13 protein-coding genes are annotated in these 13,754 nt (G+C 62.0%); 7 read left to right on the top strand and 6 right to left on the bottom strand.

Annotation, left to right across the window (positions count from 1 at the left end; all coding sequences use genetic code 11):
* Positions 1-2: 2 nt before the first annotated feature.
* Together mmuM and mmuP are read right to left on the bottom strand one after the other, a co-directional pair.
* The gene (gene mmuM, locus ACJ8PN_RS20810; protein WP_442535185.1) at positions 3-941 is read right to left on the bottom strand and encodes a homocysteine S-methyltransferase; all 939 of its coding nucleotides are present in this window, start codon (positions 939-941) and stop codon (positions 3-5) included.
* On the bottom strand, positions 931-2,340 hold the full coding sequence (mmuP, locus tag ACJ8PN_RS20805; RefSeq protein ID WP_033639696.1) for an S-methylmethionine permease: 1,410 nt from the start codon (positions 2,338-2,340) through the stop codon (positions 931-933). The genes mmuM and mmuP overlap by 11 nt, the downstream gene beginning before the upstream one ends.
* A 177-nt stretch (positions 2,341-2,517) precedes the next feature.
* On the opposite strand from mmuP, the gene ACJ8PN_RS20800 reads away from it, so the two are divergent.
* From ACJ8PN_RS20800 to ACJ8PN_RS20785, 4 genes are all read left to right on the top strand, one after another.
* The gene (locus ACJ8PN_RS20800; protein ID WP_442535189.1) at positions 2,518-3,357 is read left to right on the top strand and encodes a ChaN family lipoprotein; all 840 of its coding nucleotides are present in this window, start codon (positions 2,518-2,520) and stop codon (positions 3,355-3,357) included.
* Positions 3,358-3,459: 102 nt separating this feature from the next.
* The gene (locus ACJ8PN_RS20795) at positions 3,460-4,257 is read left to right on the top strand and encodes a TonB family protein (RefSeq protein ID WP_171454508.1); all 798 of its coding nucleotides are present in this window, start codon (positions 3,460-3,462) and stop codon (positions 4,255-4,257) included.
* A gap of 54 nt (positions 4,258-4,311) precedes the next feature.
* Positions 4,312-6,438, top strand: coding sequence for a S9 family peptidase (locus tag ACJ8PN_RS20790; protein ID WP_442535184.1), 2,127 nt, complete (start codon positions 4,312-4,314; stop codon positions 6,436-6,438).
* Between the two features lie 122 nt (positions 6,439-6,560).
* A complete protein-coding gene (locus ACJ8PN_RS20785; protein WP_442535183.1) occupies positions 6,561-8,801 on the top strand; it encodes a TonB-dependent receptor domain-containing protein in 2,241 nt (746 codons plus the stop codon).
* 22 nt (positions 8,802-8,823) lie between these two features.
* Here the strand turns inward: ACJ8PN_RS20785 and ACJ8PN_RS20780 are convergent, their stop codons facing one another.
* The 3 genes from ACJ8PN_RS20780 to amiA form a co-directional block, all read right to left on the bottom strand.
* Complete coding sequence (locus ACJ8PN_RS20780; protein WP_442535188.1) at positions 8,824-9,279, bottom strand: YaiI/YqxD family protein; 456 nt, start codon at positions 9,277-9,279, stop codon at positions 8,824-8,826.
* A complete protein-coding gene (hemF, locus tag ACJ8PN_RS20775) occupies positions 9,279-10,199 on the bottom strand; it encodes an oxygen-dependent coproporphyrinogen oxidase (protein WP_171454505.1) in 921 nt (306 codons plus the stop codon). The genes ACJ8PN_RS20780 and hemF overlap by 1 nt, the downstream gene beginning before the upstream one ends.
* A gap of 65 nt (positions 10,200-10,264) precedes the next feature.
* Positions 10,265-11,146, bottom strand: coding sequence for an N-acetylmuramoyl-L-alanine amidase AmiA (gene amiA / locus ACJ8PN_RS20770; protein WP_033632425.1), 882 nt, complete (start codon positions 11,144-11,146; stop codon positions 10,265-10,267).
* A gap of 204 nt (positions 11,147-11,350) precedes the next feature.
* Between amiA and ACJ8PN_RS20765 the strand changes: the two genes are divergently transcribed.
* Positions 11,351-11,776, top strand: coding sequence for a GNAT family acetyltransferase (locus tag ACJ8PN_RS20765; protein WP_004936504.1), 426 nt, complete (start codon positions 11,351-11,353; stop codon positions 11,774-11,776).
* Positions 11,777-11,817: 41 nt separating this feature from the next.
* Here ACJ8PN_RS20765 and ACJ8PN_RS20760 read toward each other — a convergent pair whose 3' ends face one another.
* The gene (locus ACJ8PN_RS20760) at positions 11,818-12,216 is read right to left on the bottom strand and encodes a YgiW/YdeI family stress tolerance OB fold protein (RefSeq protein ID WP_019453857.1); all 399 of its coding nucleotides are present in this window, start codon (positions 12,214-12,216) and stop codon (positions 11,818-11,820) included.
* A gap of 173 nt (positions 12,217-12,389) precedes the next feature.
* Here ACJ8PN_RS20760 and ACJ8PN_RS20755 point away from each other — a divergent pair, with 173 nt between their 5' ends.
* On the top strand, positions 12,390-12,854 hold the full coding sequence (locus ACJ8PN_RS20755) for a DUF2919 domain-containing protein (RefSeq protein WP_171454504.1): 465 nt from the start codon (positions 12,390-12,392) through the stop codon (positions 12,852-12,854).
* Positions 12,855-13,010: 156 nt separating this feature from the next.
* A complete protein-coding gene (locus ACJ8PN_RS20750; RefSeq protein ID WP_004936494.1) occupies positions 13,011-13,598 on the top strand; it encodes an RpoE-regulated lipoprotein in 588 nt (195 codons plus the stop codon).
* Positions 13,599-13,754 lie beyond the last annotated feature (156 nt).

Here is a 13,754-nt window from a genome sequence, read left to right as displayed (position 1 = left end):
TTTTATGCCTTGCAGCGCGCGGCGATGGCGCGAATATCCTGCGGGGTGGTGCGGCAACAGCCGCCGATCAATTGCGCGCCGAGCGCGCGCCACTCTACCGCCCGATCGGCCAGGCTGCCGTGTTCGCCGCCGCAGGCGTGCCAGGTTTTGCTCACCGCATCGTAATGCTCGCCGGAGTTCGGGTAGACCAGCAGCGGTTTGTCGGTCAGCGCGCTCAGCTGACGCAGCGCCGGGGCGACCTTGTCCAGCGCGATGCAGTTGATGCCGATGGCCAGCACCTGCGGGTTGCCGCGCAGTGCGGACATGACCTCCGTCAGCGGCGTGCCGTCACTGAGGTGTTGGCTGTCGCGCAGAGTGAAGGCGAACCAGGCGCCGAGCGTCGGGAACTCCTGCAGCAGCGTCAGCAGCGCCTGCAGTTCAGCGAACGACGGCAGCGTTTCGCAGGCCAGCAGATCGACGCCGGCGGCGGCCAGCGCGGCGAGGCGCGGGCGGTGGAAGGCAATGAAGTCATCCTGCGCCAGCTGATAGTCGCCGCGGTATTCCGAGCCGTCGGCCAGATAGGCGCCGTACGGGCCTACAGAACCGGCGATCAGCAGCGGCGCGGCCTGCGGGTGTTCGGCCAGATAATCGCGGCGCGCGCGTTGCGCCAGCTGCACGCTTTTGGCGATCAGCGCCAGCGACCGATCCTGATCCAGGCCGCGACGCAAGAAGCCCTGCGGCGTGGCCTGATAGCTGGCGGTGATGGCGCATTGAGCGCCGGCGTTGAAATAATCGAGATGCACCTGATAGATAAGCTCGGGATTTTCAATCAGCACCTTGGCCGACCACAGCGGATCGGTCAGATCGCAGCCGCGCGCTTCCAGTTCGGTGGCCAGCGCGCCGTCCAGGATCAGCGTCGACTGTTCGGCCAGCAGGCGGGCGACGGGGTTGTTAACCGACATGTTGTTCTCCCAAAGCATTTTTTTGCCCGGCGCGCCGGGTCAGGAAATAGGTGAGGTAGCACAGGGCGACGAACGGCAGCCCGCAGTAGAGCGCAATGCGCTGCTCCGGATCGAACGCCAGCCCGATACAGGCCAGCAGGCACAGCGCAAAGCCGAGGATCGGCGTCAATGGATAGCCGGGGGCGCGGTATTTCAGGCCGCTTATCGGCTGGCCGCTGCGCAGATAGGCGCGGCGGAAAGCATAGTGGGCGGCGCAGATGCTCAGCCACACCGCCACCACCGCAAAGCCGGAGATCGCCGACAGGGCGACGAACACCGTGTCCGGCGCGATCACGCTGGTCAGCAGCGCCAGCACGCCGCCGAGCATGCTGAAGGTCAGGGCGTTGATCGGAATGCCGCGCGCATTGACGCGCGCAAAGTAGGCCGGCAGGGTGCGCTGGTGGGCCAGCGACCACAGCATGCGCCCCGAGGCGTACAGGCCGGAGTTGGCGGCCGACAGGATGGCGGTCAGGATCACGAAGTTGAAGATATCGGCGGCGTAAGGCACGCCGATGCGTTCAAACACCAGCACGAACGGGCTTTTGACGATCCCCGCCTGATCCATCGGGATCAACGCCGCCAGCACGAAGACCGTGCCGATAAAGAACAGCATCAGGCGGATCACCGTGGTGCGGATCGCCAGCGGCACGACTTTCTCCGGGTTCTCGGTTTCACCGGCGGCGATGCCGATCAGCTCCGTGCCGGAGAAGGCAAAGTTCACCGCCACCATGGTCATCAGGATCGGCAGCGTGCCGTGCGGCAGCCAGCCGGAAGCGGTCAGGTTGTGCAGGAACGGCGCCGGCGTGCCGTCTTTCATCGGCAGCAGGCCGAACATGGCGGCGCCGCCCAGAATGATGAACGCCAGAATGGTCACCACTTTGATCAGCGAAAACCAGAATTCGCTTTCGGCGAAAAAGCGGGTGGTCACGACGTTAAGCAGGAAAATCGCCGCGCAGAAGATCAGGCACCACAGCCACACCGGCGACTGCGGGAACCAGTACTGCATGCAGAATCCGGCGGCGGTCAGGCTGGAGCCCAGCGCCACCGTCCAGGTGAGCCAATACAGCCAGGCGACGGCATAGCCGGTGGCCGGCCCCAGATAGCGCGAAGCATAGACGTGAAAGGCGCCGGTTTCCGGCATCGCCACCGACAGCTCACCCAGGCACAGCATCACCAGGTACACCACCAGCGCGCCAATCAGGTAGGCCAGCAGCGTGCCGAGCGCGCCGGTGGTGGAGATGATGTAGCCGGTGTTGAAAAACAGCCCGGTGCCGATCACGCCGCCCAGTGACAGCATCACCAGGTGCCGGGCCTTCATGCTGCGTTTGAACTGCCCTGCGGCGGGCGCCGATGCGTGCATAATAATCTATCCGTATAGACGTCTAAATATCTGAATGGCTATTGGTTATACCCGTAATGCCTTTTTAACGCAATGCGCCACCGGCGATCGCCGCGTAAAAAAATCGTTAAGTCGGATCTATATGCAAATGATAATTATTATCTATAATGTCGCCCTTTTCGCTAATGGGGCAACATGATGAGATATCTGATTTTATTGGCGGCCTTGGCGCTCGGCGCCTGCAGCCAAACGCCGGTGAAGGCGCCGGCCAATGACGTCGCGAGTTTGGGGATCATCACCGATCTGCACAGCGGTGCGAGCCTGACGCCGGAGCAGCTGTTGACGCGATTGGCGCAGCAGCTGCGGGTGATCGTCGGGGAAAAACATGACAATCCTTACCACCATCAGATTGAGCAATGGCTGGTGCAGCAATTGCCGCAGCGGCGGCCGCAGGGCAGCGTGCTGATGGAGATGATCAACCCGAACCAGCAGGCGCAGGTGGACAAGGTCAAGCAGTGGCTGCAGAGCGACCCCACAGTGCGTGACGGCCGCGTGGCGGAGCTGATCGCCTGGCAGCCAGGCTGGAAGTGGGAACTGTATGGCGGGGTGACGATGGCGGCGATGCGAGCGCCTTACCCGCTGTGGTCGGCCAACCTGGATCGCAGCGAGATTACGGCGTTCTATCTGCAGCCGCAGTTCCCGGCGGGGCAGCTATCGGCGCAGCCGGCGGTGCGCAAGGCGTTGGAAGAGACCATCCGCACTTCGCACGGCGGCAAGATTGAGGCCGACCAACTGCGCGCGATGTTGGCGATCCAGCAGCAGCGCGATCGGCGCATGGCGGAACGTTTGCTGGCGGCGCCCACGCCCGCGCTGTTGATCGCCGGCGGCTATCACGCCGCCAAATCGGTGGGCGTGCCGCTGCACGTGCGGGATCTGCAACCGGCGGCGGCGCCGACGGTGCTGATGCTGGCGGAGCCGGGCGTACAGGTCGATGCGCACACGGCGGACTACCTGTGGATCACACCATCAGTGAAATGAATACGTTAAGGCAGTGAAAAGGGGTGTTAATTATAGTTGCAAATGATTATCATTAGTAAATGTGATCTGCAATCATTCGCAATTAAGCAAGCTAATGCCCCTATGTTAAGTCAGTCTTATTCCCTTCCGGCCTTTGAGCTGCCGCAGCCGCGCTGGGCGCGCGGCCTGCTGCTCGCCCTGGCGGCGCACGCGGCGTTGGTGCTGCTGTTTTATTGGCCGCAGACGGCGCTGGAGCCGGTGGCGCTGCCGCCGCCGGCGGTGATGATGAGCTGGGCGGCGCAGATTGAAGCGCCGGAAAGCAAACCGCTGCCGCTGGGCGTGCAGCAGGCGGAGTCCGCCGCGGCGCAGCCCGCTGAGCAGCAGCAACAACCGGATCTGCCCAAGCTGGCGCGCGCCGATAAAGCGAAAATCGTGACGGCGGACAAGAAGCGCGCCGAGCACCGCCCCCCGCAAAAAGCGCAGCCGAAGCCGCAGGAACAGGCCAAAGAGACGCGCAACGCCGCCGCGTCCAGCGCCGCCGCGCCGCAGGCGCAGACGCTCTCCCACCACACTGCAGCCCCGATCAACAGCGACGCCAACAGCAGCGCGCAGGCCAAGCTGTCATGGGAGAGCCTGGTGAAAGGCAAGCTGAACCGCATCAAGGAATATCCCCCGGATGCCCGCAACCGCCGGCGCAGCGGCATGCCGCTGGTCAGTTTTAGCGTCGATGCGCAGGGGCGGGTGTCGAACGTGACTCTGCAGATCCGTTCCGGCACCGCGTCGCTGGATCGGGAAGCGGTAGCGGTGGTGTCGCGCGCGCAGCCGTTGCCGCCGCCGCCGCCGGAGATACTGCAGCAGGGGGCCGTCAGGGTGATGATGCCAATCGATTTCAATCTGGCGGAGCTGAATGCCCGCCGTTAATGCCCGCAGGCGCCGCATCGCCGTCGTGCGCCTTTTCAAACTTCGTGAGGGATTATGAATCCGCTGTTATTTACCCCGCGCCGTCGCATCGCGGCCGCGCTCTGGCTTTCTTTAGGCCTCGCCGGCGCCGCGCTGGCGCAACCGCAGCCGCCGTTGGCGGAGCGCGCGCCGAAAGTGCTGACGGCGCACGGCGAGACGCGCACCGACGATTACTACTGGCTGCGCGACGACAGCCGAAAAGAGCCGAAGGTGCTGGACTACCTGAAGGCGGAGAACCGCTACACCGAGCAGATGATGGCACCGTACCAGAAGCTGCGCGCCACGCTGTATCAGGAGATGCTGGGCCGCATGAACCCTGACGATCGTTCGGTGCCGTATCAGCTCAACGGCTATCGCTATCAGGAAAGCTACGCTGCCGGTAAAGATTTCGCGCTGTATCAGCGCCAGGCGCTCACCGCCGACGCGCCGTGGCAAACCTTGCTGGACGCCAATCAGCGCGCGGCCGGCCACGCCTACTATCGCCTGGGGGCGATGGACGTCAGCCAGGACAACCGCCGCCAGGCGGTGGCCGAAGATCTGCAGGGCCGCCGCCAATACCGCATTTCCCTGCGCGAGATAGGCAGCGAACGCTGGTCGCCGGAAACGCTGGAAAACACCTCCGGCAACATGGTGTGGGCCAACGACAACCAAACCCTGTTCTACGTGCGCAACCACCCGCAAACGCTGCTGCCGTACCAGGTCTACCGCCATCAGTACGGTACGCCGCCGGCGGAAGATAAACTGGTGTATCAGGAAAACGATCCGGCGTTCTACCTCAGCCTCGGCCGTTCTTCTTCGCGCGATTACCTGATACTCACCATCAGCGGCAACACCACCTCCGAAGTGCGCCTGATCGACGCCAACCAGCCGCAGCGCGAGCCGCAGCTGTTCACCGCCCGGCAAAACGGCCGCGAGTATTATCTCGATCACTACCGCGGCGAGTTCTATCTGCGTTCCAACCATCAGGATCCGAACTTCGGCCTGTACCGCACGGCGGCGGCGGGCAAACCCTGGCAGACGCTGATTGCGCCGCAGGCGCAGCACGAGCTGGAAAGCTTCAGCCTGTTCCGCGACTGGCTGGTGGTGCAGGAACGCGCCAACGGGCTGGTGCAGCTGCGGCAAATCAGCTGGGACGGCAAAACCGAGCGCGCCATCCCGTTCGACGACGCCAGCTACATGGCCTGGCTGGGCTATAACCCCGAGCCGGACAGCGATCGTTTGCGCTACGGCTATTCGGCGATGACCACGCCGACCCGCACCTATGAGTGGGATCTGAACAAGGGCGAGCGCACCCTGCTCAAGCAACAGGAAGTGAAAGGCGTCGATCCCAGCCTGTATCTCAGCGAACGCATTTGGATCACGGCGCGCGACGGCGTGAAGGTGCCGGTCTCGCTGGTGTATCGCAAATCGCTGTTCAAAAACGGGCATAACCCGCTGTTGGTCTACGGCTATGGCGCTTACGGCATGAGCATGGATCCGGCGTTCAGCGCCAACCGTATCAGCCTGCTGGATCGCGGCTTCGTCTACGCGCTGATCCACGTGCGTGGCGGCGGCGAGTTGGGGCAGAGCTGGTACAAACAGGGCAAGCTGACGCACAAACCGAACAGTTTCAACGATTTCATCGACGCCACCCAGGCGTTGATCAACGGCGGCTACGGCCAACCTGGACGCATCTACGCCATGGGCGGCAGCGCCGGCGGTTTGCTGATGGGGGCGGTGATCAATCAGGCGCCGCAGCTGTACAACGCGGTGGTGGCGCAGGTGCCGTTCGTCGACGTGGTGACCACCATGCTGGATGACAGCATTCCGCTGACCACCGGGGAATACGAGGAGTGGGGCAACCCGCACCAGCCGGCCGCCTATGCGCTGATGAAGTCCTACAGCCCGTACGACAACGTGCGCAAGCAGCATTATCCGAACCTGCTGGTCACCAGCGGTTTGTACGACTCGCAGGTGCAGTATTGGGAGCCGGCCAAATGGGTGGCGAAGCTGCGGCGTTTCAAACAGGGCGATTCGCTGTTGCTGCTCTCCACCGACATGACCGCCGGCCACGGCGGCAAATCGGGCCGCCTGGCGCGGCTGGAAAACGGCGCGCTGGAGTACGCCTTTATTTTGGCGGCGGATCGGCAGACGCAGAAATAACCTTCAGCGCCGCGGCACGCTGCGGCGCAATAAAACAATAACAATCTTTTACCGCGCGTTTCGGCGGGCTTTTTGCTGGGCATTGTCGGCCATCAAACCTTATTGGCTATTTCTGGGGATATATGAAAATCAAAATGATAGCGAGCCTGATCGGTGCGGGACTGGCGCTGTACGGGCCGGCTGCGGCCGCGCAGGAACAGGCGGAAAATAATAAAGGCAGCGTGGCGTTCAGCCCGCTTAACGTCTCGGCCGCCGACGGCGGCAAGAGCAGTGAAAAAGAAGCGTTGGCGAGGCCTGGCGCGTTCAGCTCGCGCGACGAAAACAAAAATCTGGAGTCGGTGGACAGCATTCTGCGCAGCATGCCGGGCACCTATACCCAGATTGACCCCGGCCAGGGATCGGTCAGCGTCAATATTCGCGGCCTGAGCGGCTTCGGCCGGGTTAACACCATGGTCGATGGCATCACGCAGAACTACTACGGCAACTCCCCGAGCGATGCAGCGCACGGCGGCATGCCCACCAGCCAGTTCGGGGCGCTGATCGATCCTAACTTTATCGTCGGTGTCGACGTGGCGCGCGGCAACGCCACCGGTTCCGACGGGGTGAATGCCCTGGCGGGCAGCGCCAATTTCCGCACCATCGGCGTGGATGACGTGGTGTTTTCCGACAACCCCTTCGGCGTGCGCACCAAGTTCTCGGTGGGCAATAACGGCATCGGCCGCAGCGGCATGATCGCCGTGGGCGCCAAAACCGCCGCCTTTGCCGACGGCGGCAGCCTGGGGGCGATGGCGGCGATCAGCGGCAGCTCCATCACCTCCAACTACAAAAACGGCGCCGGTTTCGACAGCGAGATGTTCAACGTCGATCAAACCTACCGCCAGAACCCGAAATCCCAGCTGTTCAAAGTGGACATCAAGCCGGATGCCTTCAACAGCATCGAACTGTCGGCGCGTAGCTACCTGAATAAAATCACCCGCCGGCACATCGACAGCGACGATTTTTACCTCAAATACCACTACGCGCCGTTCTCGGAACTGATCGATTTCAACCTGACCGCCAGCACCAGCCGCGGTGAGCAGAAGTTCATGTCCAACAACATGGCGGGGTTCAGCGACAGCACGGCGAAAAACATTTCCGATGCGCTGGATATCAATAACACCAGCCGTTTCAGCCTGCGGGATATTGATTTCGCCTTCAGCTACGGCGGCAAGCTGGTGCGCAACGAGTATAAGAAAAAGGCATCCGGGCTGGTGACGGATCAGGATCAGGCGGAAAGCATGCCGGTGGGCATTGCCGGCAAACAAGATATCTCCAGCCTGTACAGCGGGTTGCAGGCCAACTACGGCATCTGGCAGGGGAATTTCGACCTGAACTACACCGCCTATCGCCTCTCCGGCTACAAGCCGGCCTGTGATGAGCGCGTAGAGTGCTTCCCGCAGGGCGCCGGCACTATCAACCGCAACGAACACGGCTTCAACCCGTCGGTCATGCTGTCGGCGCAGGTGACGCCGTGGCTGCAGCCGTTCGTCAGCTACAGCAAGTCGATGCGCGGGCCGAATATCCAGGAAGTGTTCTTCGCCAACAGCGGCGGCCAGTCGATGAACCCGTTCCTGAAGGGCGAAAAAGCGGAGACCTGGCAGGGCGGGTTCAACGCCAATGCCCACGATCTGTTGTTCAAGCAGGACAGCTTCCAGCTGAAAGCGGTCTATTTCGAAACCAAGATCAAAAACTACATATCCAGCCAAACCTACCTGGTGTGTAAAAACCGTCAGAAGTGCAACCGTTCGCAGGCGACGCAGGAAGAGTGGGATAACGCGGACATCAACGTCAGCATGACCATGTACAGCAATGCTCCCGATCCGGTCAAAACGCGCGGGGTGGAACTTGAAGCGCTGTACGACGCCGGTTTCGCCTTCACCAAACTGTCGTTAAGCAAGGAGCATACCTCCCAGCCGACCAACCAGGCCAGCAACGTATTCGGCGCGGGCGATATCAGCGAGCTGCCGGAATTTTACTTCACGTTGGACAGCGGGGTGCGCCTGCTGGACGAGAAACTGACGCTGGGCGGGGTGGTGAAATACACCGGCAAGTCGGTACGCCTGTCGCCGGACTCTGATTACGATGAGAATGAGCAGTTGCTGAAAGAGCCGGCGCCGCATATTCCGACCATTATCGATCTGTACGGCACCTATCAGGTGAATCGCAATCTGCTGCTGAAGCTCAGCGTGCAGAACCTGATGGACAGAGACTATTCGGACGCGCTGAACAAGATGAACTCGCTGCCGTCGCAGTCGCAGTATGAGACGCCGACCAACACCGCCCGTGGGCGGACTTATATCTTCGGCGGGGAGGTGCGCTTCTAAACCGCAGCAGAGCAGGGCGCAGTCACTGCGCCCGTTTCGCCTGCAGCAGCCATTTGTCCAGCTCGTTGGCGAACTGCTGGCGGTCGCGCTGGTTCAGGGCGTTCGGGCCGCCGGTCTGAATGCCGCTGGCGCGCAGGGTATCCATAAAATCGCGCATGTTGAGGCGCTCGCGGATGGTGTCCGGCGTATAGCGCTCGCCGCGCGGGTTCAACGCCACCGCCCCTTTCTCTATCACCTCCGCCGCCAGCGGGATGTCGGCGGTGATCACCAGATCGCCCGCTTCGCAGCGGCGCACGATCTCGTCATCGGCCACGTCGAAACCGGCCGCCACCTGCAGCGAACGGATGTACTTCGACGGCGGCGTGCGCAATGGCTGGTTCGCCACCAGCGTGACGGTGATGGCGGTGCGATCGGCGGCGCGGAACAGCACCTCTTTGATCACGTTCGGACAGGCGTCCGCATCGACCCAAATCTGCATCATTTCGGCTCCTGCAGCCAGTCGCGCACCGGCAGGAAGTCGCGCGCCAGCGCCGCTTCCGGGCTGTCGGCCTCCGGCTGGTAGTTATATTCCCAACGCACCAACGGCGGCATCGACATCAGGATGGACTCGGTGCGCCCGCCGGTTTGCAGCCCGAACAGCGTGCCGCGATCCCACACCAGGTTGAACTCCACATAGCGGCCGCGGCGATACAGCTGGAACTGGCGCTCGCGCTCGCCCCAGGTCAAGGCCTTGCGTTTTTCGACGATCGGCAGATAGGCGTCGAGGAAGCCCTGGCCCACCGCGCGGGTGAAGGCGAAACAATGGTCGAAATCAGGGGTGTTCAGATCGTCGTAGAACAGGCCGCCGATGCCGCGCGCTTCGTTGCGGTGCTTGATGAAGAAGTAATCGTCGCACCATTGCTTGTATTTAGGGTAAACCTCGTCGCCGAACGGCGCGCAAAGCTCGGCCGCGGTGCGGTGCCAGTGCACGGCATCCTCTGCGAAACCGTAGAACGGCGTCAGGTCAAAACCGCCGCCGAACCACCACACCGGCGCCTCGCCCGGTTTTTCGGCGATGAAGAAGCGCACGTTGGCGTGGCTGGTGGGTACATAGGGGCTGAGCGGGTGGATAACCAACGAGACGCCCATCGCCTGGAAGCTGCGCCCGGCCAGTTCCGGACGGTGCGCAGTGGCCGAGGCCGGCAGGGTGGCGCCGGAGACGTGCGAGAAGTTGACCCCTGCCTGTTCGAACACCGCGCCGTTGGTCAGCACGCGGCTGCGGCCACCGCCGCCTTCTTCACGCGTCCATTGGTCTTCGGTGAACACGGCGCCGCCGTCGGCCTGGGCGAGCTGCGCGCAGATGTGATCCTGCAGCGCCAGCAGGAAGGATTTTACTTCAGCGATGTTAGGTAAACTCATGCGGGGTCTTTATAGCGTCTGGCTGAACAAGGCGCTGAGTATACTCTTATTCGCCGCTCGCGGCATCAGCGGGGTTTGCGTTGGTGTGCGTCGAAATAGTCGAAGAAGTTGATGATGCCGTCCGCGATGGCGCGGGCGATTTTCTCGCGAAACGCGGTGGTGCCCAGCAGCCGTTCTTCGTTCGGGTTGGTGATGAACGAGGTTTCCACCAGCACCGAGGGGATGGACGGGGATTTCAGCACCGCGAACGCCGCCTGTTCGGTGCTGTCGCTGTGCAGATGGTGCACCGGGCGAATTTGGCCGAGCACGTGGCGGCCGAGCGTCAGGCTGTTGTTGATGGTGTCGGTTTGCACCAGATCGAACAGCACCTGTTGCAGGTAGTTGTCCTGATCCTTGTACTTGCCGCCCGCCACGTCGTCCGCGGCGTTTTCACGGTTTGACAGATAGCGCGCCATGGCGCTGCTGGCGCCGCGGTTGGAGAGGGCGAACACCGAAGCGCCGGAGGCCGACGGGCTGGTGAAACCGTCGGCGTGAATCGAAATGAACAGATCGGCCTGGTGCTGGTGGGCGATCTCCACCCGCTGGAACAGCGGAATGAATTCGTCTTCTTCGCGCGTCAGGCGCGCCTCGACGTGATCGTGCTCATGCAGGAAACGGCGCACGTGGTTGGCGATTTCCAGCACGATATGTTTTTCCTGCGAGCCTTCGTGGCCGACCGCGCCGGAGTCGATGCCGCCGTGGCCGGGATCGATCATCACCCGCTTTTTGCCGCCGGCCGGTTTCGCCGCCGGTTTGCTGTGCTGATTGCGCAGCAGGCCTTCCGCCTTGGCGTTTTGGCTTTTCACGCCGAACAGCGCCACCGCCAGGCCGGAAAGCAAAAGTTGGCGTCGCGTCGGGGAAACGGTAAGCGGTTTAAAATTGAGGAAGGGTTTACCCTGCTTTTTCATGACGCAACGCTCCGTCGACGTTTCTATTTTGCGACGTTATATCGTATTGATAATCATTAATCGACCCGATAACTATTTCCATTTATTACGCTTGTTACCGGCGATTCCCGGGCAAATAGCGCGCTAAATCGCAGTTTGATATTGCGTAAGTGAATAATCACGCGATAATCAGATAAACACCTTAATTAACAGCGGCCAACATCGATGGAAATTCGCGTATTTCGACAAGACGACTTTGAAGAAGTCATTACCCTGTGGGAGCGCTGCGATCTGCTGCGGCCCTGGAACGATCCGGAGATGGACATCGAGCGCAAGCTGAACCACGATCCGGAGCTGTTTCTGGTGGCGGAAGTCGGCGGCGAAGTGGTCGGTTCGGTGATGGGCGGCTATGATGGGCACCGCGGCTCGGCGTATTACCTCGGGGTGCATCCCGACTATCGCGGGCGCGGCATCGCCAATGCGTTGATCAACCGTCTGGAGAAGAAGCTGATCGCCCGCGGCTGCCCGAAAATCCAGATCATGGTGCGCGAAGACAACGACACGGTGGTTGAGATGTACGAGAAGCTCGGCTACGAAATCCAGGGCATCACCAGCCTGGGCAAGCGGCTGATCGAAGATCAGGAATATTGATCGAGCGGCGGACGGCGGTATAGCCCGCCCGCCGCAGCGCATTACGGCAGCTTTTTGACGGTTTTCACGTCCACTTCGAGGCTGTTCCAGTCTTTATCCACTTTACCTTCCAACTGCACCTTGTCTTTCGGCGTAACGGTCTGGCCGTTCCAGCGTTTGCGGTCGATATCGACCGTCAGGGTGCCGGTGGCGTCGCGGAAGGTATAGGTTTCGTCGCCGATGCGCTGTTCGATGTTGCCCTGCAGCATCACCCAGGTGTCGTCGCTCAGCGATTTCACCTTGTCCACGGTGGTCAGCGCCGCGCTGGGGCCGGAGAAACCGCCCTGCGGAGCGGGTTGCGTTTGCGCCTGCGGCGCGGCCGGATCGAGGAACCCGCCTTGTTGCGCCAGTACCGGTGCGCTGCACAGCGCGATCAGAGCGGCCAGAGTCAGTTTTTTCATGTTGCGCTTCCTTATCGTTATCGAAAATCACATCCCGCTGATATCGGGTGCTTGCTTGGTGATAAGGATTAAAACACGCCGATCTTAAGAGCTTCTTAAGCCGACGCATTGAAATTCTCGCTGGCGGCGCCCATCTGTAGCCATAGTCTTTATTCTGTGGCAAGGAACGAGCGTTGAAGCCATTCTCCCCCCGGTTTTCCCCGGACGATTACGATCAGCATGGCGCGCTGCGGCTGCCGCTGGGATTTTGGGCCGTGCTGATTTTGCAGGCGCGCACCTGGCTGTTGTTCGTGATGGCCGGCGTTTCGCGCGAGCAGGGCGAAAGCCTGTTGGCGCTGTTTTATCCGGATACCCAACGTTTTTGGTACGGCATGCTGCTCGGTCTGCCGGCGGCGCTGGCGTTTTTGCTGAGCGGCCGTCGCCACCAATGGCCGCGGCTGTGGCGCGGCTGGCGCTGGGGGCTGGCTGTCTCGCTGCTGGCGTCGCTCGGCGGCTCGCTGTTCAGCCTGTGGCGCCAGGACGGCGATCCGCCGGGGCTGGAGCTGGCGTTGGTGTTGCTCGACGCGCTGGCGCTGAGCTATCTGCTGCTGAATGCGCGCCTGAAAGCCTGTTTCGCGCCGCCGGAGCAGGCCGACTAATTGCCGAGAAGTGCGGCACTTTTCGCATTTTCCGCACTCCAAGCTGGCAACCGTTGGCGTAGTGCGGGCCGTTGTGAGAGGCTGGCATGCAGCAAAACGCCGAGTGCGGCAGGCGCGGGCTACCGCGCCGTGCCATTGATGTCTAAGGAGCTAGAGATGAATATTCGCCCCCTGTTGTTAGGGCTTCCGCTGTTACTGACCGGCTGTTCGAGCATGTCCAATTTCTCCTGGTCCAGTCTGTCGCCGTTCAACTGGTTCGGCAGCAGCCTGGAGGTCGGCGCCAAGGGCGTCGGCAAGCTCAACGCCGGCACGCCGATGTCGGAAAGCGCCATCAATGACGGGCTGGACGGCAACTACCGCCTGCGCGGCGGCATGGCGACCAACAACGGCCAGATCGTCTCTTATTACCAAGCGCTGTCCGGCGACGAAGTGAAACTGGTGATCACCGGCGAACCGAAAGGGCGCCTGCAGCGGGTGGACGTGCTGGATCCGAAAGTGGCGACGGAGTGGGGCAACAAGCTCGGCACGCCGTTCGGCGATATGTACAGCAAGGCGTTCGGCTCCTGTAAGCCGGGCAGCGGCGAAGACGCCGGTAAAGTGGAGTGCGTGGCGGAGCAGAGCAAGTACGTCACCTACATCTTCAGCGGCAAGTGGGCCGGGGCGCAGGATATCATTCCGCCGGACGACACCCTGAAAAGCTGGACGGTCAGCAAAATCATCTGGCACGCCAAGCCGCAGCAGTAATGTGTTCAACGGGCGCCGGTTCGCGGCGCCTGCCTTTTCAAGCCATTACCCCTATTTTCTTTGCGCTGCTGCAAGGCAATCGTCCGCGCTTGCGGTATGATAGCGCGCGTTTGTAACAGGGAACCCGCGCGTCAACCGCCATACCTGTTGCCTGGT

Source organism: Serratia sp. CY76391, from assembly GCF_052166695.1.
Taxonomy (GTDB): domain Bacteria; phylum Pseudomonadota; class Gammaproteobacteria; order Enterobacterales; family Enterobacteriaceae; genus Serratia; species Serratia nematodiphila.
The sequence above is the reverse complement of the archived record's forward strand: the minus strand, read 5'-3'. Positions and strand labels throughout refer to the sequence as shown.

Excerpts from the sequence above, each read along its gene's own strand:
- ACJ8PN_RS20800 (WP_442535189.1), top strand. The coding sequence starts at position 2,518 with ATGAGATATCTGATTTTATTGGCGGCCTTGGCGCTCGGCGCCTGCAGC.
- mmuP (WP_033639696.1), bottom strand. The coding sequence starts at position 2,340 with ATGCACGCATCGGCGCCCGCCGCAGGGCAGTTCAAACGCAGCATGAAG.
- ACJ8PN_RS20750 (WP_004936494.1), top strand. The coding sequence starts at position 13,011 with ATGAATATTCGCCCCCTGTTGTTAGGGCTTCCGCTGTTACTGACCGGC.
- amiA (WP_033632425.1), bottom strand. The coding sequence starts at position 11,146 with ATGAAAAAGCAGGGTAAACCCTTCCTCAATTTTAAACCGCTTACCGTT.
- hemF (WP_171454505.1), bottom strand. The coding sequence starts at position 10,199 with ATGAGTTTACCTAACATCGCTGAAGTAAAATCCTTCCTGCTGGCGCTG.
- ACJ8PN_RS20780 (WP_442535188.1), bottom strand. The coding sequence starts at position 9,279 with ATGCAGATTTGGGTCGATGCGGACGCCTGTCCGAACGTGATCAAAGAG.
- ACJ8PN_RS20795 (WP_171454508.1), top strand. The coding sequence starts at position 3,460 with ATGTTAAGTCAGTCTTATTCCCTTCCGGCCTTTGAGCTGCCGCAGCCG.
- ACJ8PN_RS20765 (WP_004936504.1), top strand. The coding sequence starts at position 11,351 with ATGGAAATTCGCGTATTTCGACAAGACGACTTTGAAGAAGTCATTACC.
- ACJ8PN_RS20785 (WP_442535183.1), top strand. The coding sequence starts at position 6,561 with ATGAAAATCAAAATGATAGCGAGCCTGATCGGTGCGGGACTGGCGCTG.
- mmuM (WP_442535185.1), bottom strand. The coding sequence starts at position 941 with ATGTCGGTTAACAACCCCGTCGCCCGCCTGCTGGCCGAACAGTCGACG.
- ACJ8PN_RS20790 (WP_442535184.1), top strand. The coding sequence starts at position 4,312 with ATGAATCCGCTGTTATTTACCCCGCGCCGTCGCATCGCGGCCGCGCTC.
- ACJ8PN_RS20760 (WP_019453857.1), bottom strand. The coding sequence starts at position 12,216 with ATGAAAAAACTGACTCTGGCCGCTCTGATCGCGCTGTGCAGCGCACCG.